General features: G+C 72.6%; 19 protein-coding genes. 7 read left to right on the top strand and 12 right to left on the bottom strand.

Annotated features, from left to right (window positions below):
* Positions 1-8: 8 nt before the first annotated feature.
* Positions 9-665 carry an SAM-dependent methyltransferase gene (locus KGD83_RS27635; RefSeq protein ID WP_212641826.1) on the bottom strand — a complete coding sequence of 219 codons (657 nt, stop codon included), beginning with the start codon at positions 663-665 and terminating at the stop codon, positions 9-11.
* 108 nt (positions 666-773) lie between these two features.
* Complete coding sequence (locus KGD83_RS27640; protein WP_212641827.1) at positions 774-1,391, bottom strand: TetR family transcriptional regulator; 618 nt, start codon at positions 1,389-1,391, stop codon at positions 774-776.
* Positions 1,392-1,597: 206 nt separating this feature from the next.
* Here KGD83_RS27640 and KGD83_RS27645 point away from each other — a divergent pair, with 206 nt between their 5' ends.
* The gene (locus KGD83_RS27645; protein WP_212641828.1) at positions 1,598-3,364 is read left to right on the top strand and encodes an MDR family MFS transporter; all 1,767 of its coding nucleotides are present in this window, start codon (positions 1,598-1,600) and stop codon (positions 3,362-3,364) included.
* A gap of 10 nt (positions 3,365-3,374) precedes the next feature.
* Here KGD83_RS27645 and KGD83_RS27650 read toward each other — a convergent pair whose 3' ends face one another.
* Together KGD83_RS27650 and KGD83_RS27655 are read right to left on the bottom strand one after the other, a co-directional pair.
* A complete protein-coding gene (locus tag KGD83_RS27650; protein ID WP_019609259.1) occupies positions 3,375-3,824 on the bottom strand; it encodes a GNAT family N-acetyltransferase in 450 nt (149 codons plus the stop codon).
* A 199-nt stretch (positions 3,825-4,023) separates the two neighbouring features.
* Complete coding sequence (locus tag KGD83_RS27655) at positions 4,024-5,277, bottom strand: ATP synthase F0 subunit B (RefSeq protein WP_212644637.1); 1,254 nt, start codon at positions 5,275-5,277, stop codon at positions 4,024-4,026.
* A gap of 398 nt (positions 5,278-5,675) precedes the next feature.
* Between KGD83_RS27655 and KGD83_RS27660 the strand changes: the two genes are divergently transcribed.
* The 3 genes from KGD83_RS27660 (at position 5,676) to KGD83_RS27670 (ending at position 7,828) form a co-directional block, all read left to right on the top strand.
* Entirely contained in the window at positions 5,676-6,230 is a 555-nt protein-coding gene (locus tag KGD83_RS27660; RefSeq protein ID WP_212641829.1) for a gamma carbonic anhydrase family protein, read from the top strand.
* 270 nt (positions 6,231-6,500) lie between these two features.
* The gene (locus tag KGD83_RS27665) at positions 6,501-6,956 is read left to right on the top strand and encodes a hypothetical protein (RefSeq protein ID WP_212641830.1); all 456 of its coding nucleotides are present in this window, start codon (positions 6,501-6,503) and stop codon (positions 6,954-6,956) included.
* Between the two features lie 125 nt (positions 6,957-7,081).
* Positions 7,082-7,828, top strand: coding sequence for a hypothetical protein (locus KGD83_RS27670; protein WP_212641831.1), 747 nt, complete (start codon positions 7,082-7,084; stop codon positions 7,826-7,828).
* Positions 7,829-7,837: 9 nt separating this feature from the next.
* On the opposite strand, the gene KGD83_RS27675 is transcribed toward KGD83_RS27670, so the two are convergent.
* The 6 genes from KGD83_RS27675 to KGD83_RS27700 form a co-directional block, all read right to left on the bottom strand.
* The gene (locus KGD83_RS27675; RefSeq protein ID WP_212641832.1) at positions 7,838-9,052 is read right to left on the bottom strand and encodes a sensor histidine kinase; all 1,215 of its coding nucleotides are present in this window, start codon (positions 9,050-9,052) and stop codon (positions 7,838-7,840) included.
* Complete coding sequence (locus KGD83_RS27680; protein WP_212641833.1) at positions 9,049-10,353, bottom strand: sensor histidine kinase; 1,305 nt, start codon at positions 10,351-10,353, stop codon at positions 9,049-9,051. Before KGD83_RS27680 ends, KGD83_RS27675 begins: the two co-directional genes overlap by 4 nt.
* Before the next feature lie 179 nt (positions 10,354-10,532).
* A complete protein-coding gene (locus tag KGD83_RS27685; protein WP_212641834.1) occupies positions 10,533-11,384 on the bottom strand; it encodes an ABC transporter permease in 852 nt (283 codons plus the stop codon).
* Positions 11,385-11,441: 57 nt separating this feature from the next.
* Positions 11,442-12,434 (bottom strand): ABC transporter ATP-binding protein, encoded by a 993-nt coding sequence (locus tag KGD83_RS27690; RefSeq protein WP_212641835.1) that lies wholly within the window; start codon positions 12,432-12,434, stop codon positions 11,442-11,444.
* 178 nt (positions 12,435-12,612) lie between these two features.
* Complete coding sequence (locus KGD83_RS27695) at positions 12,613-13,377, bottom strand: DUF2470 domain-containing protein (protein ID WP_212641836.1); 765 nt, start codon at positions 13,375-13,377, stop codon at positions 12,613-12,615.
* Positions 13,378-13,626: 249 nt separating this feature from the next.
* Entirely contained in the window at positions 13,627-14,235 is a 609-nt protein-coding gene (locus KGD83_RS27700) for a TetR/AcrR family transcriptional regulator (RefSeq protein ID WP_212641837.1), read from the bottom strand.
* 74 nt (positions 14,236-14,309) lie between these two features.
* Between KGD83_RS27700 and KGD83_RS27705 the strand changes: the two genes are divergently transcribed.
* Positions 14,310-15,599 carry an alpha/beta hydrolase gene (locus tag KGD83_RS27705; protein WP_212641838.1) on the top strand — a complete coding sequence of 430 codons (1,290 nt, stop codon included), beginning with the start codon at positions 14,310-14,312 and terminating at the stop codon, positions 15,597-15,599.
* Positions 15,600-15,712: 113 nt separating this feature from the next.
* Here KGD83_RS27705 and KGD83_RS27710 read toward each other — a convergent pair whose 3' ends face one another.
* Positions 15,713-17,926, bottom strand: a complete 2,214-nt coding sequence (locus KGD83_RS27710; RefSeq protein ID WP_212641839.1) for a (Fe-S)-binding protein — start codon at positions 17,924-17,926, stop codon at positions 15,713-15,715.
* A 568-nt stretch (positions 17,927-18,494) separates the two neighbouring features.
* Positions 18,495-19,541, bottom strand: coding sequence for a polysaccharide lyase (locus KGD83_RS27715; RefSeq protein WP_212641840.1), 1,047 nt, complete (start codon positions 19,539-19,541; stop codon positions 18,495-18,497).
* A gap of 438 nt (positions 19,542-19,979) precedes the next feature.
* Between KGD83_RS27715 and dnaK the strand changes: the two genes are divergently transcribed.
* Entirely contained in the window at positions 19,980-21,833 is a 1,854-nt protein-coding gene (gene dnaK / locus KGD83_RS27720; RefSeq protein WP_212641841.1) for a molecular chaperone DnaK, read from the top strand.
* A 35-nt stretch (positions 21,834-21,868) separates the two neighbouring features.
* Positions 21,869-22,621: a nucleotide exchange factor GrpE gene (grpE, locus tag KGD83_RS27725; RefSeq protein WP_212641842.1), complete on the top strand. Its 753-nt coding sequence runs from the start codon at positions 21,869-21,871 to the stop codon at positions 22,619-22,621.
* The last annotated feature ends 80 nt before the right edge of the window (positions 22,622-22,701 follow it).

Below are 22,701 nucleotides of genomic sequence, written 5' to 3' on the forward strand. Positions count from 1 at the left end.
GGCCCCGGTCAGGCCTCGCGTCGGGCGCGGACCACCAGGTCGTGCACGGTGAAGGTCTCCTCGCCGACGGCCGCCGTCCCGGTGCGGACCTCGTCGGCCAGCACGGTCCACTCCCGCCGGGGCAGGGCCGCCACCACCTCGTCGCCCGTGTAGAACAGGTCCGGGTCCGGCGGGCGCGGTACGCCCTCCTCCAGGTCGCGGGGGTGGTGCGCGACGACCAGGAGTTCTCCCCCGGGCGCCACCGCCGAGGCCAGCGCGGCGAAGAACCGGGCGCGCCAGCGCTCGCGCAGGTGCATGAACTGCGAGGTCACCAGGTCGAACGCGCCCTCGTCCGGGGACCAGCGGGTCACGTCCGCCCGCTGCCAGGTGATGCGCCCTGGCACGTCACCGCCCCGCTCGCGCGCGTGGGCGGCTCCCTTGTCCAGCGCCACGGTCGAGATGTCGAGCGCGGTCACCCGCCAGCCGCGTTCGGCCAGCCAGATCGCGTCTGCGCCCTCGCCGCCGCCCACGTCCAGCGCCCGTCCGGGTTCGAGGTCTGCCGCCTCCGCCACCAGGTGGCGGTTGGGGCTGCCGCTCCAGATCCGCTCCCGCGAGCGGTAGCGCTCGTTCCAGAAGTCCTCGCCCATCTCCTCGGGCAGGGAGTCCGCCGCGTCCTCACCGGTCATGTCGACCACCTCCGCGCCCCACTCTCCACGCGCGGTCCGCGGGGCGCGACGTTCTTTGCCGTCCCGGCAAAACGTGTCGCCCGTCCGGGCGGACCGGGGCCGCCGTGGTCACCGGCTCTCCGGCGCGCCCCCGTCCCCCTCGGCGAAGTCGTCCAGGCACAGGTCCAGCAGCGCTTGGACCCGGTCCGTGAGCCGGTCTCGGTCGAGCGCGCGCAGCGCCGTGGCCCCCTCGACCACGCGCACCCTGGTCAGCCCCAGCATCACGGCCGAGAGCAGCGAGGCGTGCGCCCGGCCGTCGTTCCCGCCGAGGTAGACCGTCAGCGGGTCGATCATCGCGCTGGTGATCCGCCCCTGGTAGACCGCCTGGAGGTCGGGGTCGCCCGCGGAGTCGTCCAGAGCGCGCTGGAGCGCGGTGGCCTCGCCGTGCAGACGGCTCACCGCCTGCTCCGCCAGGCGCCGGGTGAGGGTGGCGGGTTCGCCCTCGATCAGCCCGGGGAAGACGCCGTCCTCGCGCAGTAGCTCGGTCAGCAGCCCGCTCTTGGCGCCGAAGTAGCGGTTGATGAGCGCGACGTTGACCCCCGCGTGCGCGGCGATCATCCTCGACGACACCGACCCGTAGCCCTCGTTGGTGAACAGCTCCTTGGCGCTGGCCAGAATGCGGGCTCTGGTGGCCTCCCGGCCCCGCGTCGGCCCGGGGCCGCCTCCGGTTTCCTCCGGACGGTCCATCTGCGTACCCCTTGGCGGCTGCGAACTGGCGGTCAGGACTCCAGGTTGACACTTCCGGAGAACCGTCGCATACCGAAACGTGCGGAGAGATATCGATTTGACAGGTCAACAGTGTTTACATATACCTGGGAGCAGGACGACGCCCCCGGCAGCACGCCGCGGGGCCTTTCGTGCGTCCGCGATCGGGGGCTTGTGTGGAACAGTCGTTGCGTGGAGGAGCCGGAACCGGGGACACTCCCCCGGGCGTCGAACCCCGAGCGGTCGCGCGGACACGGACCTCCGATGATCCCCTCACCGAGACACCCCTGACAGACGCCCCGAACGGGAGCGCTCCGGCCGAGGACGCCCCCGGGGACTCCTCCGCGGCGGGCGCCCCGGCCGGCTCCGCCGCCGACGAGGCCCCCGAGCTGCCCTCGCGCCGCGTGGTGCGGCGGATCATGGTCGGCCTGGTCCTGGCCATGCTCACCTCGATGCTCACCAACTCCATCGTGGGCACCGCCCTGCCGACGATCATGGGTGAGCTGGGCGGCCAGGACCGCCTGGCATGGGTCGCCACGGCCGCCCTGCTCACGATGACGGCCTCCACCCCCGTGTGGGGCAAGCTCTCCGACGTCTGGGGGCGCAAGCTCCTCTTCCAGCTGGCCCTGGGCATCTTCATCGTGGCCTCGGTCGCCGCGGGCCTGGCGCAGGACATCAACTGGCTGATCGCGGCCCGCGCCCTCCAGGGGCTGGGCGTCGGCGGGCTGGCCACACTGCCCAACATCATCCTGGGAGACGTGGTCCCGCCCCGGGAGCGCGGCCGCTACAGCGGACTCATCGGCATGGTGTTCGGTGTGTCCACCGTGCTGGGGCCGCTGGTGGGCGGGTTCCTCGTGGACAGCCCGCTCGGCTGGCGGTGGTGCTTCCTCATCACCGTGCCGCTGGCCCTGTTCGCCTTCGTCGTCATCCAGTTCATGTTCACCATGCCCTTCGTCCCCCGCCGCGACGCGCCGGTGGACTGGTTGGGCGCCGGGCTGATCTTCAGCGCCGCGAGCACCGTGATCGTGCTGCTCAGCCTGGGCGGCACCCAGTTCCCGTGGAACTCGCCGCTGTCCTACGCCCTGGGCGCCGGGGCCCTCGTGCTCACGGCCGCGGCCGTGGTGGTCGAGCGGCGGGCGCGGGAGCCGATCATCCCGGCACGCCTGTTCGGCGACCGGACGTTCGTGCTGTCCTCGCTCGGGTCGGCCTGCGTCGGGATGATGATGTTCGGCCTGATCATCTACATGCCGCAGTACCTCCAGATGGTGCACGGCATGACGCCGACCGTGTCGGGCCTGATGACGCTGCCGCTGGTGGCGTCGTTCCTGCTCACCTCGATCGGCTCCGGCTACGCGGTGGGCGGCAGCGGCCGGTGGAAGGCCTACCCGGTCACGGGCATGGCCCTGTGCCTGTTCGGGTTCGCCGCCCTCAGCCTGGCCTATCTGGACACCGGGCTGACCACGGTGGTCGCGGGCCAGGTGATGGTCGGCCTGGGGCTGGGCCTGTGCATGCAGATCCTGCTGCTGGCGACGCAGAGCGCCCTGCCCCTGGCGGACATGGCCACGGGCACGGCCTCGGTCGTGTTCTTCCGCAACCTGGGCGGCGCCACCGGCGTGGCCGCGTTCGGCGCGGTGATGGTGGGACGGCTCAACGGCGAGCTGGCCCAGGCGTCGGCCGACGCGCGGGCCCGGGTGGCGGCGGACGCCGCGTCCGGGACCGACTCGGGCGCGCGGGAGCTGTCGGTCGGGCTGTCGGAGGCGGCCGAGGCCGCGCAGGGCTCCCCCGAACTGGTGCACTCGCTGCCGGAGCCGGTCCGCGAGGTGGTCGTGGGCGCCTTCGACCACGCCATGCAGGGCGTGTTCCTGGCGGGGATCCCGATCGCCGTGATCGGGCTGGTCACCGTGGTGTTCATGCGGGGCGTGCCGCTGAGCGGGGGTTCGGCGGCCAAGCGCTGACGGCCGCGGGTCACAAGTAGCGGCGGAAGCCCTCGGCGGAACTGTCGAAGCCCAGCGCGGTGTGGAACCGGTGGACGTCCTGGCCGTTCTCGTGCGCCAGCAGCTCCACCTTGTAGCACCCGGCCCGCGTGGCGCGGTCGAGCGCGTCCTCCATGAGCGCCCGGCCGATGCCCCGGCCCCGGGCCAGGGGGTCGACCACGAGGTTGTCCACCACGGCCCAGGGCTGGGCGTCGTGGGTCAGGTTGGCCACGACCAGCAGGTCCAGGGTGCCGATGATCTGGCCGCGCTGCTCGGCGACGAGGATCGTGCGGTCGGGGTCGTTCTCCATCCGCGTCCAGGCGCGTACGGCGGCGGAGGACATGCGGACGTGCGCGCTCTGCGCGTGGGTGGTGTCGCCGAGTTCCCTGAGAAGACGCAGAATCGCACCGAGGTCCGACCGGATGGCCGCGCGGATAATCATGGCTGTCGGCATCGTAGCCGACAGCCTGCGACAAGGCGGACGTCACCCTACATCGGGCCACAAAACGCCGGGGGCGGGGACACGGTCCCCGCCCCCGGATCGCGTTCCGGGCCGGTGCTGCGCCGGGGCGCTCCGCGGGCCCCGGGGACTGCCTGGGGGACGGCTCCCCGGGCGCTCCCTTCCGAGCGCGGCCGAGGGGTCAGGGCTTGCGGATGACCCGGACGCCGTCCTCGCCCTTGGGCGGCTGGTTGTGGCCGGACTCCGGGTGGCGGTAGATGCCGGTGATGCCCGGGTCGCCGCCCTGCTCCTGGCCCTTCTGGCCCTGCTGGCCCTGCTGCTGGCCGGACTGCGGCTGCTGCGGACCCGCCTGGCCCTGCTGCTGGCCGGACTGCGGCTGCTGCGGACCCGCCTGGCCCTGCTGCTGGCCGGACTGCGGCTTCTCGTCGCCCTCGGGGGCGGGGCCGGTGAAGCGGGCGCCCTGCGGGGGACGGGGAGCGGACTGGTCCTGCTCCTTGGGGGAGGAGGCCCCCGCCGGGTCCTGGCCGGTCTGCTCCGGCTTGGCCACCGGCCTGATGCGCACGGTCGCCTCGTCCGGCTGCTGCTGGAGGGGAGGCAGCTTGGTGGTGGCCTCGTCCTTGTCCCCGGACGCGGCCGGGGCCGGCTTGGCCGGGGCGGGAGCGGCCGCCTCGGGACGGGACTGGGGCCGGGAGGGCTCCGCGGCGCGCTCGGGGTCCGGGTTCTTGGCCGCCGCGGCGGGCTTGGCCGGGACCGGCTTGGCGGGGGCGGGCGCGGCCGCCATCTCCTCGCGGGAGAGCCCGCTCTCCAGCGCGCCCGCCTTGTCCTCGGCCGCGACCAGGTCGGCCAGGGTCGAGTGCATGTCCTTGAGGCGGCGCAGCGCCTCGGCGTGCGTGGCGGTGAGGGTGGCGAGCCTGCGGTCCGCGGTGTCGTGGATCTTCTTCGCGCGCGCCTCGGCCTCGTTCAGGCGGCGCTCGCCCTCCTGCTTGGCCTGGTCCCGGAGCTGGTCGGACTCCTTCTTGGCGCTGTCGACCATCGAGTGGGCCTCCGAGCGCGCGGAGGACAGGATCCGCTCGGAGTGCTCCTCGGCCTCCTTGCGGTACTTGGCGATCTCCTCCTGGGCCTTCTTCTCGGCCTCCTTCACCTCGGACTCGACCCTGGAGCGGCGCTCCTGGGCCTCCTCCTCGGCGATGCGCAGGATCTCGGCCATGCGCTCGCTGATCTGCTCGTGCTCCGGCTTGACCTGCGCCTTCTCACGGGCGATGGCGAGGTCGCGCTTGTACTGCTCCAGCTCGTCGTCCAACCGCTGGAGGCGCTCGCGGAGGCTCTTGACCTGGTTGTCCGTCCGCACGAAGTAGTCGTCGACGTGCGCCTTGTCATAACCGCCCTTGCGCACCGTCGGAAACCTGTCCTGCTGGAGTCCGCCGCCCGGCAACATATCGCTCATGTGCCCTTCATGTCCTTACACCGTTGTGACTGTACGACGCAGAAGGTGCGAGTTGACCCGTACCCATTGTCACCACGACACCCGATTGGTCTCGTCAGCGACATACGCCCGATAGTGCTCTTTTCTGCATACCGACCCGGCCGCCTGGGGGCACCGGTCGGGAGCGGAGCGTAACGCCGTGGACACCGTCCAGGCGACCAAGGTAGACACGCGCGGCGCGGCCGCGTCAAGATCCCCGACCGGCACATCGCCGTGCGGACCCCGGTCACGTCCTTACTAAGGTATGCGCGATCATCCCCGTACGGGGGCAGAGCGGTCAACTTCCCGCTGATCCGCCCCCTCACGGGAGAGACGGACACGGCGGTACGAGACGCAGGGAGGGCCACGAGATGGACAACGGCCGCACGGAAGGCGGGCCCGCGGGGCCCCGCGTGGGCGGAGCGGACTTCGGACGACCGGAGGTCCACCCGAGCGCGTGGATCGCGCCCGGCGCGGTGGTGGTCGGCCGCGTGCGCCTGGGCGCCCGGAGCAGCGTGTGGTACGGGTCGGTGCTGCGCGCCGACACCGAGGACGTCGTGGTCGGCGAGCGGGTCAACATCCAGGACCAGTGCGGCCTGCACTCCGACCCCGGTGAGCCCGTCGTCCTGCACGACGACGTGAGCCTGGGCCACAAGGCGATGGTGCACGGCGCGGTCGTGGAGGAGGGCGCGCTCATCGGCATCGGCGCCATCGTGCTGGGCGGCGCCCGCGTCGGCCGGGGCGCGCTGGTCGCGGCGGGCGCCCTCGTGCCGCCGGGCAAGACCGTCCCGCCGGACACGCTGTGGGCGGGCGTGCCCGGCAAGGTGGTGCGTGAGCTCAACGACGACGACCGGCTGGTGCTCCAGCACACTCCGGCCCACTACGCCTCGCTCGCCGCCCAGCACCAGGAGGTCACCTGGGCCTGACGTCACGCCGGGCGGGGACGAAAGTCGTACCCGGGTCACCGGCCCGGTGGTCCGAAAGCACCGCGTCCGCCCAGGCCGGGTCCCCTCCTGGCTAACCCGGGTGACTCCGCCGCCTGGTCCTCACGGGTCATGCGCGCCGGTCCGCCCTGCGCGTAGCCTGGTACTCCTCACGCTCGCGTGGGTCCGGATCCGTCGCAACCGCACCCACGGCACTCCGGCGCGGGGTGTCCCGTCCTGCCGCGACACCGTTGTCCCAGGGGGTGAGCTCACGTGAACCACAGCCTCGACCTGCACGACCACCTCCACGACCACGTCGCGCTGGACGAGATCGAACTGTACGCCGAGGTGCTCATCGCGGTGGCCGACGCCGACCGCCCGCTCAGCCCAGAGGAGATCGACCGGGTGCTCGGGCTGTCCGGGACGCCCGCGGCCCCCGCCGAAGCGGCCCGCCCCGGCGGCCCTCTCCCCCGCGACGGGTCCGGTCCCGCCGACGGGACGGCACACGTCCGCGACCCGGCCCCCGAGCAGCCTCCCCGGGCGGCGGGCCCCGTGCCCGGCCACGTCGTCCGACCGCGCGACGAGGACCCCGGCACGCGGCGCTCGTGGTCCACCGATCCGCTCCCGGCCGAGTACCGGCTGCCGCCCACGGTGCTGCCCGCGCCCCGCGACGTGCCCGAGCCCCACATCCTGTGGTCCCCGCTGCCCCTCGCCCCCTGGCACGTCTGAGGCGGTCCCGCCCCGCCCACGGCCCGATCCGGCCACGGCGGCCCGTCTCCGCGCGCCCCGGTATGGGTAGTGCTTCTGTGGGCCCCGGCCCCCGGGAACCCCCCAGCAGCACACAGGAGCCCCTGATGCCACCAGGACCGGAAAGGCCGGACCGCGGCGACCGTCACCGCATCGGCCCCCGCCCCCGCACCGACGGCCGCGAGCCGGACGGCGCCCGTCGGGTCACCCTCACCATCGCCCTCGTCGTGACCTTCGCCTTCCTGCTGGCCACCTCGGCCGGACTCGGCTGGTTCCTCTCCGACGGCGGGCCGCTGTCAGGTTCGGCTCCGGAGTCGGCCGGGGAGGGCGGTGGCGCGGGAGAGGAGGACGGCGGCGCTGGGGGGACGGAGGAGGCACCGCGGGACCCGGCGGACGGCGGGGACGCCGGCGCGGACTCCCCGGCCGGGCTGGCCTACGAACTGCCCGGTGGGGAGTGGAACAGGCTCGGCGGCGAGGAGGTCCCCCCGGAGTACACCTCCTACGCGGTCCTCGGCCCGGCCGGGGACCCGGACGCGGTCATCGTCACCGGCACCGAGGAACTCGGTTCGGTGGAGCCGATCGCGGTGGCCGGGGTGCGACTGGCCGTGGACCTGGCGGCCGACCTGGCCGCCGAGGGCGGCGTGTGGGCCGAGCCCTCCGGCCAGACCGACGTGGACGGACTGCCCGCCTTCGGGGCGACCATGGGCGGCGGCTCGGGGGACACCTACGGCCGCTTCGTGATCGTGGAGCTGGACGACGGCCGGGGCGCGTTCATGCTCGGGGTCAACACCGCGGGCGGGGACGGCGCCAGCGAGGACATCGACGCGGCCTTCGGCTCGGTGGGCACACGCTGAACCGGGACGTCAGAGCGGCAGGACCGCGCGGAGCAGGAAGCCCCCCTCCGGGGTGCGGGCCGCGGAGAGGGTGCCGCCGCCCATGGCGACCCGCTCGGACAGACCGGCGAGCCCGTTGCCCGACTCCTTCCCGTCCTGGCCGCCGCCCCGGGCGCGGTCGTTGAACACCTCGACCACGAGCGTCCGGGGGCCCACGGCGCTGTCACGGGCGAGGGTGAAGCTGATCTGGCACTCGTTGGCGTCGCTGTGCCGCAGGACGTTCGTACCGCCCTCGCGCACCACCCAGGCGGCGAGCGCGGCGGTCTGCGGCGGCAGGTCCAGCCCCTCCAGTCCGGTGGCGACCGTCCTGGTTCCCCCCGCGTCGAGCACCGCGCGGACGGCCTCCGCCTCGCCCGCCAGGTCGACCTCCCGGTAGCCGCTGACCGCCGACCTCACCTGCTGGAGCGCCTGTCTGGCGAGCACCTGCACCTCCGCCATCTCCGCGCCCGCCCGCCCGGGGTCCCGCTCCACGAGCCGTCCGGCCAGCTGGGCCTTGACAGCGAGCGCGGAGAGGCTGTGCCCGAGCAGGTCGTGCATGTCGCGGGCGAAGCGGAGCCGCTCCTCGCTCACCGCCAGCTGGGCGCGGGCCCGCTGTCCCGCGACGGCCTCGCGGCTGATGTCCCACAGCCAGATCATGGAGAGCGAGGCTCCGGCGAACATCAGTCCGCTGAAGACCATCAACATCCACACCAGCAGGTAGAGGAGCGGCTGGAACTGCGTCTCGAACCCGTAGAACGGGACCACGAGCCAGGGCAGCGCCAGCAGGGCGGCGGTGACGTACGCGCTGCGCCTGCGCGGGGCGAGGAAGACCCCGGTACCCCACCACGCGGCCAGGAAGAACACGGTGTTGATCGGCTCCTGGAGGCACAGGACGACCACGACGATCAGGCCGAGCGAGGTCCAGTAGGAGCGCGGGTCCGGGTTCCGCCTGCCGTCCAGCCTGGCCCGGAGCATCACGATCAGCAGAACGGCGATCGGCACGGAGGCGACCACCCCGGTCAGGGAGCGCCACAGGGGCCAGTCCGAGGCCGCGGCCGTGATGACGTCCACCAGGGGCATCCCGACGACGAGCAGCGATGTGAAGCCCACCGAGACGATGACGATGCGCCGGGCGAAGCGGACCCTGCGGTCGCCCTCCCGGTCGGAGGCGGTGTACTCGGCGGAGGGCGTGCCGTGGTCGCTCAACGTGACTCCTCGGTGTGGTGGACTCCGCCGGACAGCGGAAGAACGGCTCTGAGCAGGAAACCGCCGTCGCCCGTACGGGTCGCCGACAGTGTGCCACCCTCCCGTGCGACGCGTTCGGAGAGCCCGGCCAGACCGCTGGCCGAGGCCGCGCCGTCCTCCGGTCCGCCACGCGCACGGTCGTTGAACACCTCCACCGCGAGGAGTCTCCCCCCGTGTGCGGTGCCCTCGTCCACGGAGAAGGAGATCCGGCAGCGGCGGGCGTCGCTGTGCCGCAGGACGTTGGTGGCCCCCTCGCGCAGCACCCGGGCGGCCAGCGCGGTCGCGGCCGGGAAGCCGTCGGGGCTCCCCCTTCCCGTGACGACGGTCTCGGTGCCGTTGGCGCGCAGGACCGCGCCGATCGACTCCACCTCCGCGGCCAGGTCCACACCCCGGTAGCCGCTGACCGCCGACCTCACCTGCTGGAGCACCCGTCGCGCCAGCTCGTGCACCTCGTTGATCTCGGCCGTGGAGCCCGCCGGATCGCTCTCCAGCAGCAGCTCGGCCCGTCTGGCCCTGACGGCGAGCGTGGTCAGGCCCTGGCCGATCATCCCCTGCATGTCCTGGGCGAACCGGAGCCGCTCCTCGCTCACCGCCAGCCGGGTACGGGCGTGCTCCCCCTCCAGAGCCTCGTTCGTGGCCTCCCACAGGCGGAACATGGTCAGGGCGACGAACCAGACAATGAGGGTCCAGCCCACCGAGAACAGGCTGGAGAACACCAGCACGAAGAGGGGTATGTCCACCAGTGTGACGGACGGGTGCAGCCAGGGCAGCACCAGCAGCGCGAGGCCGACCAGGAGGGAACGCCTCCAGGGGGCGGAGAAGGCCGCCACCCCCCACCAAGACGTGCAGGTGAGGAAGACGTACGGCGTGACCTGCATGAGGAGGCACACCGGGAAGAGCAGAGCGAGCGAGCCCCAGTAGAGCCGGGGGTCGGCGGTCCTCCTCCCGTCCACCCGGCTCCGGATCATGCACAGGCACAGCAGCGCGCACAGCAGGGCGACCGCGGTGGACACCGCGGGAGGCCAGATCCTGGATCCGTCCTCCGGGCCGACGGAGCTGACCCAGGACAGGAGCAGTTCCATGAACGGCGCGAAAGGCACCATCAGCGCCAGCGAGCCCAACGTCCACAGGATGTACCACCGCGCGAACCGGAGCCTGCGCAGGAGACGGGGGTTCATGCCCGCGTCGGCCCCTGGAACGGGAGAGGGGGCGCCCGAGTCCGCTGATCCGTGCCCGGCGGTGAACGTGTCCTGGGAACCCACCGCTCCTCCTCTCCTCCGCCGTGGCCGACGGCTCCTCCGCGACCGCCGTCGGCCGCACCACGACCACCGTAGAAGCCGCGGGGCCCTTCGAACCGTTGTCCGCGGGCCTTTCCGGGCCCGCGCGGGAAAGGCCGGGGCAGGCGGTCCGTCCCCGGCCTCCCCGGCACCCCGCGCCCGCCCTACGGCTGGCGGGGGTCCCACCTGAAGTAGCGGCGCACGAGCAGAGCCAGCACCGCGATCCAGGCGAGCATGATCCCGATGGAGGGCAGGGCCGCGACCCACAGGGCGGGGTAGCCCTTCTCCTCACCGTCCCCGAAGCCCCGGAAGGCGTCGTAGCCGGAGTAGGCGGTCTGCGCCATCTCCCCGGCGGGGACCGACGGGACGAAGCCGATGACCACGCGAGCGGCCTCCGGCAGGAACTCCAGCGGGATGAGACCGCCGCCCACGAACAGCAGGACCAGCATGGGCAGCATCGAGATCATCTGGGCGGACTCGGCGTTGCGGACGATCGGGGTGATGAGCAGCCCCATCAGGGAGAACATGACGGAGCTGAGGACGACGGCGACGGCGAGCATCAGCGGGTCCCGGGGGAGGCTGCCGAAGAAGACCAGGACCAGGGCGGCCACCACCACCGTGATCGCCAGGGAGAGGACCACCACGGCCCCGATGACGCCGCCGAAGACCGCCAGCTGGGGCACCCCGCTGACCCGCAGCCGTTTGAGGACCAGGGACTCCCTCCGCGCGGTGAACACGTTGGAGGGGTGGCCGACGCCCAGGATGAGCCCGATGGACCCGATGGTGGCGACCATGGCCATCTGCCCCGTCCCGAAGCCGGGGACGATCTCGTCGTTGGGGAGGTTCGTGGTCATGAAGGCGAAGAAGAGCGGCAGGGCCAGGTACATCCAGGCGGTCTTGTACCGCGCGAACAGGGTGAACTCGGTCCGGGCCAGGCGGACGGCCTGCTTGGTCCAGCTGACGCCGGGCCGGACGCCGGTGGCGTCGGTGGTGGGGGCGGCGGTGTTCGCGGTCATCGCGGTGTCTCCTCGAAGGACTGTGCGGGGCGGGGGCACGGAGCGCTGCGGCCCGTGTCAGACCAGGTCGGCGGCGCCGTCGGCGACCCGGAGGAACACGTCCTCCAGGGAGGCGCTGCGCACCTGGAGGCTGCGCAGGACGGTGCCGTTCTCCACGGCCCAGGACATGAGCGCGGCCACCGCGTGGTGCGCCCGTTCCTCGACGTCCCCCCGCGTGACCGTGTAGGTGGCCCACAGCGCCTGGCCGCGCGTCTCCACGGAGACGTCCGCGCCCTCGACGCGGGGCAGGTCGGTGGTGCGCACGTTCGGGGGCAGCACGAAGCTCACCCGGTCGCCCCAGCCCGCGAGGACCTCCTGGATCGTCCCCTCCACCCGGACCTCGCCGCGGTGCATGATCGCCAGCCGGTCGGCGAGGCGCTCGGCCTCCTCCAGGTAGTGGGTGGTGAGCAGGACCGCCACGCCCTCCCGCTTGAGGTCGTTGACGATGCGCCAGGTCTCGATGCGGCCCTCGGCGTCCATGCCGGTGGTGGGCTCGTCCAGGTACAGGACCTCGGGCCTGGTCAGCAGTGCCAGCGCCAGGTCCAGGCGGCGCTTCTGCCCCCCGGACAGCTGGCGGACCGCGACCCCGCGCTTGTCGGCGAGGCCGACCAGTTCCAGCGTCTCGTCCGTGTCCCTGGGCGTGGCGGCGAGGTCGCGGGCCAGGTGCAGGGTCTCGGCGACGCTCAGGTCCTCCAGCAGGCCGCTGCCCTGGAGGACGGCGTTGGTGCGCTCCCGGACTCCGGCGGGCTGGCCGTAGGGGTCGAGGCCGAAGACCCGGACACTGCCGGAGCTGGGGCGGCGGAAGCCCTCCATCGTCTCGATGGTGGTGGTCTTGCCCGCGCCGTTGGTCCCGAGGAGGGCGAAGAGCTCGCCGGGGCGGATCTCGAAGGAGACCCCCTTGACCGCCTCGAAGTCGCCGTAGTGCTGGTGCAGGTCGCGGACGACCACCGCCGGGCCGGTGGCGTCCTGTCGGCCGGGGCCGGTGGCCGCGGTGCTCGCTGTCGTCGTCATGTCCCCAGGTTCCCGCGGAACGGCTCACGCGGAACAGACGCCGTTATCACCGACCGCACGGGGGAACCTACCGGCGGGCGCACTGACAAATGTCATCGGGCCGGTGCGGCGGCAACTCGTCCGCGGTTCGTGGCGGCTCCCCCGGCCTCCTCGGCCGCGCCGGCCCTCCGGCGTCCGCTCATCCGCGGTCGTAGCCCTGGGGGACGGGGTGCCCGGCCAGCCGGTGCACCTGGACGGCGACGTCGTCGGGGGTGCGCGCCGGACGGGTGAAGGGCAGGTGCACGTCGCGGTACCCCCGCACGGTCTCCACCCGCAGCCGCAGCCCGAGGCGGTCCACGCCCAGGGGCCGGGGCCGGCCTCCGCGCGCGGCGCCCGGAGCGGCGGCCAGCAGGTCGCCCACCAGGTCCGCGTGGTCCTCGTCGAGGTGGCGCAGCCAGGGCGCCTCCCAGAGGCAGAACGGGTCGGGGCGCGCGGCGGCCAGTTCGGCCGGACCGAGCACGTGGGCCCCGTCGTGGTCGGACTGGACCACCAGGGCGGTGCGCAGGACCACCATCGTCAGGCCGTGGCCGATCTCCAGCAGCCCGTCGTCGGTGGCGGCCTCGGGCAGCCGGGCCGCGCGGGCGCGGGCGTCGGCGTGCTCCAGCGCCTCCACGGCGCCGCTCACCCACAGCACCGCCCGCACCCTGTCGCGCATCAGCACGGGTGACAGGTCGGTGAACTCCGCCATCACCACGGGGCCCTCGGAGCGGGTGGCCGTGAGCGGGTGGCCGTCGGGCAGCAGAAGGCTCACGGCGCCGTCGGCGTGCACGTGGCAGGGGGCGTCCTCCAGGTGCACGGTCCCCGCCTCGCCGAGCCGGTCCGAGGCCGCCGCCACGGTCACCGGACCGCCGCGGGCCAGGGTGGAACGGGCGCGGTCGGCGGGAGGGGGAACGGGGGCGTTCACGGGCGACCACCTCGAATAGAAGACAGTCAGGTAAGGCTAACCTAATACTCTCTTCTCCGGAAGCCCCCCGCGCCGCGCCCGCGGGTGCGGTGCGGTCGCGCGGAGGGAGGAGGGGGGAGCGTCCGCCGCCACGGGTGAGCCGCGCCCCGGCCGGGGCGCGCCGACGGCGCGGACGCCCCCGGGAGGGCTCATCCGCGCGCGACCGCCGGGTGGGCGACCAGGGTGACGCCGGAGGGCAGCGCAGGACCCCTATCCGCGCGCGACCGCCGCGACCGCCGCCTCCACCGCGGCGCGCTGGGCGTCCAGCGGGGCGCCCGGGGGCTGGCGCACGGCGCTGAGCCAGATCCCGTCCACCAGGACCAGCAGGAGTTCCACCAGGGCGTCCGGGTCCTGGCCGGGGACCAGTTCCCCCCGCTCGCCCGCCCAGCCGACGGCGGCGCGCAGAGCCGCGCGGGCCCGGGCGTCGAACCCGGCCAGCACCTCCGCGAACTCGGCGTCCACGGCCGCGCGGGCGTAGAACGCCGACCAGACGCGGGCCTCGGCCAGGCGCTCGTCGTCGGTCGGCAGCAGGTCGGTGAGGACCTGCCGCAGCCCCTCGGCGAAGGAGAGCAGACCCGGGCCGATCCGCACCCGGGCGAACCGCGCGGAGACCGCGTCGACGACCTCGTGCATGGCGAAGAGGAGAAGCGCCTCCTTGGTGCCGAAGTCGCGCTGGACGGCTCCGACGGAGAGCCCGGCCTCGGCCGCCACGGTGCGGATGCTGACGCTCTCCAGACCCTCGCGGGCGGCGATCCGGTGCAGGGCGGCGGCCACCTGTCGGCGGCGTCCGTCCTTGTCCACGTACCTGGGCACGGCCACATTCTGACACACCCCCCATTCTGATACGTTCGTATCGATACGGACGTATCGATGGAGTTGTCGAAGGGGAGACCATGGACCGACGGAACCGCGCCGCCACGGCAGCCCGCTGTCTGGCGACCGCCCTCGCGGGCACGGCCGCGCTTGTCGGCGCGGGCGCCGCCGCTCTCGTCCTGCTGCCGCCGCCCTCCTGGGCCGCGTGGCAGTACGGACTGCTGGTACTGGAGTTCAGCCTGGTGTTCGCCGCCCTGGCCGTCGCCGGCCTGGTCCTGGCCCTGCTCGCGGCGGGGCGTCCGCGCTTCTGGAAGGAGGCCGGGCGGCGTCCGGGCGCGGGGGGCACGGGAACGGTGTGGCGTCAGCGCCTCACCGCGGCGGCCGCCGCGGCCAACGGCGCGGTGCTGGTCGCCGCGCTCGTCCCGCCCGCGTCGGTCTGGTCCACCGCCCGCGCGGAGGGCGTCCGGCTCGACCTCGGCGAGTACGCCGCCGGACTCGCCACGAGCGCCGACCGCGCACCCGAGACCCGCGTCTACCTGCGCACCGGCGAGTCGGCGGTCGGGGACGCCTCCGACCCGCAGGAGCTGGAGCTGGACGTGTGGGAGCCCGCGCAGCGGGAGGGGGACGCCCCTCTGCCGATCGTGGTGAACGTCCACGGGGGCGCGGACGACCTGCCGCAGAGCCTCCTGCCCCGCTGGGACACGTGGCTGGCCGACAGCGGGCACGTGGTGTTCGACGTCGACTACCGCTACTTCCCGGACGGCGACTGGTCGGTACCGGTCTCCGACGTCAAGTGCGCGATCGGCTGGGCCCGCGAGCACGCCGCGGAGTACGGGGCCGACCCCGGCCGGGTCGCCGTCACCGGCCAGTCGGCGGGCGGCCTGCTCACCCTCCTGGCCGGGTACAGCTCGGACGAGGAGATCCCGCCGAGCTGCGACGTGCCCGACACCGGCGTCGACGCGGTCGTGGCCTGGTACGCGGTGGCCGACGGGACCGCCGAGGCGCCCCGGGTGCCCTGGCGGCAGCGCAACTCCCCGATGGGCGGGGAACTCCTGGAGGAGAGCGAGCGCCTGATGGGCGGCTCCGTGGAGGAGCTGCCGGAGGAGTACGCGATGAGCTCGCCCATCACGTACGTCTCGCCGGAGGTTCCGCCCACCCTGCTGATCACGCCCGGCCACGACCTGTTCGTCGACCCGGAGGACAACCGCCGCCTCGCCGCACGGCTCGACGCGGCCGGGGTCCCGCACCGGCACCTGGAGATCCCCTGGGCGGAGCACATGTTCGACCTCAACTGGGGAGGGTTCGCCAGCCAGGTCACCCGGCACGGCCTGGACGGGTTCCTCCGCGAACACCTCGCCGTCTCGCCCTGAGCGGTTCCCCCGGCCGGACCTCGCCGGTGAACGGCGCGGGGGCCGGGGCGCCGACCGCGTGGTCGGCTCCCCGGCCCCCGCACGGGTCCGGTGCCCTCGTCCGGGCCCCCGCGTCAGCCCCGGGCGTCGGCGGTCTCGGCCTCCTGCTCGGGGGCCTCGCCGCGGACCGAGCGCAGCAGCAGCTGGGAGACGTCCACGACCTCCAGCGTCTCCTTCGCCTCGCCCTGCGACTTCTTCTCGTTGATCGCGTCGCCGAGCATCACCTGGCAGAACGGGCACGCGGTGGAGACGGTGTCGGGGTTGGTGGTCAGCGCCTCGTCCACCCGCTCGGTGTTGATGCGCTTGCCGATCCGCTCCTCCATCCACATGCGGGCGCCGCCGGCTCCGCAGCAGAAGCCCCGCTCCTTGTGGCGGTGCATCTCCTGCGTCTTGACGCCGGGCACCTGCGCCATGATGTCGCGCGGCGGCGTGTACACCTTGTTGTGGCGGCCCAGGAAGCAGGGGTCGTGGTAGGTGATGTTCTCCTCCACGGAGTTGACCGGCGTGAGCCTGCCCTCCTCCACGAGCTTGGCCAGCAGCTGGCTGTGGTGCACGACCTCGTAGGTGCCGCCGAGCTGCGGGTACTCGTTGGCGAGCGTGTTGAAGCAGTGCGGGCAGCTGGCCACGATCTTGGTGACACCGGCCTCGTTCAGCGTCTCCACGTTCTGCTGGGCGAGCATCTGGAAGACGTACTCCATGCCCAGGCGGCGCGCGGGGTCGCCGGTGCAGGCCTCCATGCCGCCCAGCACGGCGAACTCGACGCCCGCCATGTCGAGCAGCTCGGCGATGGCCTTGGTGGTCTTCTTGGCCCGGTCCTCCAGGGCACCGGCGCAGCCGACCCAGAACAGGTACTCGGTGCCCTCGGGGAGCTTGTCCTCGACGACCTGGACCTCGACCGGGTTCTCCTCCCGGGAGGCCAGCTCCTCGATCCAGTCCATGCGCCGGTCCTCGGCCATGCCCCACGGGTTGGCCTTGTTCTCCAGGTTCTTGAGGAGCGTGTTGGCCTCGGACGGGAAGTTGGACTCGACCATCACCTGGTAGCGGCGCATGTCGAGGATGTGGTCGATGTGCTCGATGTCCACCGGGCACTGCTCGACGCAGGCGCCGCAGTTGGTGCAGGCCCACAGCTCGTCGGGGTGGATGACGCCGTTCTCCTCCTCGGTGCCGACCAGCGGCCGGTTGAGGAGGGCGAGGACGTCCACGCCCGCGTGGCTCTCGTCGGGCTTCTCGGCGAGGGTCTCCTCGGTGATGCCCTGGAGAAGGTACGGGGCCTTCTCGTAGGTGTGCTGCTGGAGGTCGAGGATGACCTTCTTGGGCGAGAGCGGCTTGCCGGTGTTCCAGGCGGGGCACTGGGACTGGCAGCGCCCGCACTCGGTGCAGGTGGTGAAGTCCAGGAGGCCCTTCCAGGTGAAGTCCTCCAGCTTGCCCGCGCCGAACGGGTCCTCGTCGGGGTCGGCCTCCTCGAAGTCGAGGGGCTTGGTGCCGGACTTGTCCATCATCTGCTTGGCCGCGCCCAGGGACGGGGAGCCGTCGGCGTTGCGCTTGAAGTAGATGTTGACCGGCGCGAGGAAGCGGTGCCAGCCGATGCCCATGGTGAGCACGCGGGCGATCACCACGAAGAACAGGTAGCTGATGATCAGCTTGAACGCGGCGACCAGCGCGATGGCGGGTTCGGCGATCGCGGGGTCGCCGGGCAGGATCGCGCCGAGGCCGGTGGAGATGGGCGTCGCCCAGGCCGGGAACGGGAAGTCGCCCATGGCCGACTTGAGACCGCGGATCACGAAGATCGAGATCAGCAGGCCCCACAGGTAGGCCTCGACGTAGTACGCGGTCCAGTGCCGGGAGTTGGTGAACCGGGACTGGCGGCCCAGGCGCTTGGGCCCGTTGAGCAGGCGGTAGACGGTCAGGCCGACGATGCCCACGAGGCTGGCGGCGGCGATGAACTCGATCGCCAGGCCGTAGAGGGCCCAGTCGTAGATGATCGGCAGCTTGAAGTGCGGGTCGAAGACCTCGCCCTGGGCCTCCACCACGGTGAAGACCAGCAGCGGGAACGAGACCATGACGAACCAGTGGGCGACGCCGATCCAGGGCCGCTTGAGCATCCGCCCGTGCCCGAGGATCTCGATGAGCGCCATGGTGAACCGCTGTCCGAACGGCCCCTTGCGCTCCGGCTCCACCGAGCGGCCCACACCCACGGTTCGCACGATCTGGCGGATACCCAGAGCGAACATGGTGAACGCGACCACGGCGAAGACCGAGGTGATGATGCCCAGTGTCAGGTACAGCATCGTCCGTGGCCTCCCATCCTGCTTCGTCGTCCGGTGCGCCACACACCGGGGGTCGAACTATATGTTACTAGTGAGTAATGCCGCGGTCGCCACCGGATGCCCGACCGCTCGCGGGACGGACGCCCCGCCGCCGTCGCCGCGGGCCGCCGGGTCGCGGAACCCGGTCGGCGCGTCCGCGCCGGTGCCGTCCGGCGCTGGCGCCGGTACCGGTGTGACAGGACCGCGCGGGTGTGCCCGAACAGGTCTCGGGCGCACCGCACGTCCTATATGTAGCGGACGGCGGACGCGGGGCGACTCGACGGGGGTATCGGTGACTTCACCGTCTCTCCCCTATTACCAGGTTGCGGCATCGCCGGGAGTGGAACAACCACGGATCCGCGGCTGTGGACGACCTCCGGGGGGCCGAGCGCGGGGTCCGCCCTCGCGAGCGTTGCGGCGCGGCGCGCGGGCACGGCCAAGCCCGGGACGCCCCGGGGCCCCCGTCCTCCAGTGTCGCGGAGGGACACGGCCTCCGGCAACGCCCGCCCTTCGCCTGTGGACGGCTCCCCGGGGCGGGGCCGGGCGGGGGTCAGGCGCAGCCGCCGAGCTCGCAGATGTCGGCGCGCGAGGTGGACACCTTCAGGTCGTCGTACCAGACGTAGCTGTCGTGGGCCGGGGCGAAGCCCTCGGTGGAGCCGCCGAAGAAGGACGAGAGGTAGGCCTTGTCCACCAAGTCGTCGTCGGTCACCAGGCGCAGGCCGGTGACCAGCGCGGCGGGCTCGCCGTTGTAGAAGACCTCGATCTCCCCGTCGGGCTCGGCCCGGCCGTCGGTGACCGTGTTGACGCGGACCCGCTGGGCGATGTGCACCCACTCGCCCCGGGGGAGGTGGACGACGGACCCGTCCGAGACGAGGGGCTCGGAGTCGCCGAACTCGCCCGCCTTGTCCATGTGGTAGTAGTACAGCTCCGCCTTGCCGTCGCGGCGCCAGACCACGCGCGAACTGTAGCCGTTCTCCCCGGTGCACACGTCCCCGCCCGAGCAGCCCGCGCCCCCGGCCAGCCCGAAGCCCAGCTTCCCGCCGAACGAGGTGGTCCCCCAGCTGAAGTCCTCGCCCAGGCGCGCCCAGAAGGACAGGTAGTACTCGCGCGCCGGGGAGAGCTGGAACGGCGCCAGCCCGCCGGACTCCTGCGCGCCGATCCTCCCCTCGGGGTAGAGCACGCGCAGCGACTGCCCGCCTCCGTGGGCGGGCACGGAGTCGTCGATGACGGCGCGCTCCTCCAGGCCCCTGGCGCTGGAGGCGTACCAGCCGTCCTTCTCCCACTCGTCGAGGGTGTAGGCGGTGCCCGCGGCCGGGCGCTCGAAGGTGTTGTGCCGGTACGTGGCCGAGAAGGCGTCCCCGGCGTCTCCCGCGGACGTGGGGCCGCCCCCGGCGGTCCCGGCGGCGTCCCCCGGCGGCAGCGCGACGCCGCCGCCGGACGTCGGGGTCTGGGCGGAGGGAGCCCGGACCTCACCGGCGGGTGCGGTGGTGTCCCCGATCGGCCGCGTGTCGTCCTGGGCGGACGCGGGGGCCGCGCCCAGCGCGGGCAGCAGCACCGCGGCGGCGAGCGCGGAGGCGAGCAGGGCCTTGGGCGTCACGGGCGTCTCCGTTCCAGGGGTACGGCGGGCGCCGCCCGGCGGCACCGGCGCTTCGGCACCGGCGCGTCGGCGGCAGGGCCATCGTCGACCGCCGAACGCCGGCGCCCGGCGCCGCGACACGGGCGTTTCCCTCCGCTTGACCGGAAGGCGCCCCTCCGGTGACCGCGCCTTCCGGGGCCGCCCGCGACCGCACCCCGAAGCCGCCCTAGGGGAACCCCGGCCCTCCCTGATCTTGCGGGTCAAGGTTCTCCCCGACTTGTCCCGGGGTTCGCCCATATCCCCGATCGGAGTGCCCAGGTCGGGAACATCCCGGTCCGGCCGCCCGTTGTCAGGACGTAGGAACCAACTTGAGTCGGGTCAACTCAACTGACTTGACAGCCCTCAACCGACGAAGCAAAATTACGTCTGAACGACTCAACTTTGACGGAGGAAGCAACCATGGCACGTGCGGTCGGAATCGACCTCGGTACGACGAACTCGTGTGTCGCGGTCCTGGAGGGCGGCGAGCCCACGGTCATCGCCAACGCCGAGGGCGCCCGTACCACCCCGTCCGTCGTCGCCTTCGCCAAGAACGGTGAGGTGCTCGTCGGCGAGGTCGCCAAGCGCCAGGCGGTCACCAACGTCGACCGCACCATCCGCTCGGTCAAGCGCCACATCGGCACCGACTGGACGGTGAAGATCGACGACAAGACCTTCAACCCCCAGCAGATCAGCGCCTTCGTGCTCCAGAAGCTCAAGCGCGACGCCGAGGCCTACCTGGGCGAGGACGTGACCGACGCGGTCATCACCGTCCCGGCCTACTTCAGCGACTCCCAGCGCCAGGCCACCAAGGAGGCCGGCACCATCGCGGGCCTCAACGTCCTGCGCATCATCAACGAGCCGACCTCGGCCGCGCTGGCCTACCACCTGGAGAAGGAGGACGAGGCCACCATCCTGGTCTACGACCTCGGCGGCGGCACCTTCGACGTCTCCCTCCTGGAGGTCGGCGACGGCGTCGTGGAGGTCAAGGCGACCAACGGCGACAACCACCTGGGCGGCGACGACTGGGACCAGGCCATCGTCGACTGGCTGGTCGAGCGCTTCAAGAACTCCAACGGCGTGGACCTGTCCAAGGACAAGATGGCCCTCCAGCGCCTGCGCGAGGCCGCGGAGAAGACCAAGATCGAGCTGTCCAGCTCCAGCGAGTCGGCGATCAACCTGCCCTACATCACGGCCTCGGCCGAGGGCCCGCTGCACCTGGACGAGAAGCTCTCCCGCGCCGAGTTCCAGCGCCTGACCGCCGACCTGGTCGAGCGGACCAAGACCCCGTTCCAGCAGGTCCTCAAGGACGCCGGGATCAGCCTGGACCAGATCCACCACGTGGTCATGGTCGGCGGCTCCACCCGTATGCCCGCCATCGTGGACCTGGTCAAGGAGATGACCGGCAAGGACCCCAACAAGGGCGTCAACCCGGACGAGGTCGTGGCCATCGGCGCCTCGCTCCAGGCCGGCGTGCTCAAGGGCGAGGTCAAGGACGTCCTGCTGCTGGACGTCACCCCGCTGTCGCTGGGCATCGAGACCAAGGGCGGCGTGTTCACCAAGCTCATCGAGCGCAACACGACCATCCCGACCAAGCGCTCCGAGATCTTCACGACGGCCGACGACAACCAGCCGTCCGTGCAGATCCAGGTGTACCAGGGTGAGCGCGACATCGCCCAGTACAACAAGAAGCTGGGCGTCTTCGACCTGACCGGTCTGCCCCCGGCGCCGCGCGGCGTCCCGCAGATCGAGGTCGCCTTCGACATCGACGCCAACGGCATCGTCAGCGTCACCGCGAAGGACCTGGGCACCGGCAAGGAGCAGTCCGTCACCATCTCCGGCGGCTCCGCGATGTCCAAGGACGACATCGACAAGATGGTCCGCGAGGCCGAGCAGTACGCGGAGGAGGACCGCAAGCGCCGCGAGGAGGCCGAGGTCCGCAACAACGCCGAGTCCCTCGTCTACCAGACCGAGAAGGTCATCAAGGACAACGAGGACAAGGTCCCGGCGGACGTGCGCTCCGAGACCGAGGCCGCCGTCGCCGAGCTGAAGACCGCGCTGGAGGGCTCCGACGTGGAGGCCATCCGCACCGCGAGCGAGAAGGTCGCGCTGGCCAGCCAGAAGATCGGCTCCGCCATCTACAGCCAGGGCCAGCAGGGCGCCGAGGGCGACGCCGCGCAGGGCGCCCAGGGCTCCGCCGACGACGCCGACGTCGTGGACGCCGAGATCGTCGACGAGGACAACAAGGGCACCCAGGGCAACCAGCAGTCCTGATCCCGGGTCGAGTCGAGGAAGGAGGAGTGTCTCAGATGGCACCGTCGGAGAACACCAACGGCACCGGCGACGGTGAGGAGCGCCAGGGGCCGGTGATCCGGGACAACCGCCGGATCGACCCGGAGACCGGGCAGGTCCGCAACCCCGAGGCCGAGGGCGACGCGACCGAGGAGATCCCCGAGGTCGCCGAGGAGGAGGTCGTCGAGGCCGACCTGGAGGACGTCGAGGTCCCCGACACCCCCGAGTCGGTGGTGTCGGAGGCGATCAACGCGGACGAGCGGGTCGTCGAGCTCACCAACGACGTCAAGCGGGTGCAGGCGGAGTACGCCAACTACCGCAAGCGCGTGGACCGCGACCGCGTGGCCGTCCGCGAGATGGCCACCGCCCAGGTCCTCGGCGAACTGCTGCCGATCCTGGACGACGTCGGCCGGGCCCGTGAGCACGACGAGCTCAACGGCGGGTTCAAGGCGGTGGGCGAGGCCCTGGAGGCCGTGGTCACCAAGCTGGGCCTGGAGCGGTACGCGGAGAAGGACGACGAGTTCGACCCCAACATCCACGAGGCGCTCACCCTGGTCCCCGTCCCGGGTATCTCGGTCCAGACCGTGATCGAGGTGTTCCAGCCCGGGTACCGCATCGGTGAGCGGGTACTGCGCCCGGCCCGCGTGGTCGTCGGCGATCCCGCCGACGGCGGCGAGGAGGCCGCGTCCGGCTCCGCCGCCGAGGGCGACGGCCCCGGCGGGGAGTCCCCGGCCGCGGACGGCGCCGACGGCGGGGAAGACGACAGGTAACGGGTCCGCCCGTTGATCCTCCGGCCGCGGCCCCGCGTGAGCGGCGGCCGCGGCCGGAGCCGGACCCCGGCCCGACACGG

Origin of the sequence: Nocardiopsis akebiae, from assembly GCF_018316795.1 — a bacterium.
GTDB lineage: Bacteria > Actinomycetota > Actinomycetes > Streptosporangiales > Streptosporangiaceae > Nocardiopsis > Nocardiopsis dassonvillei.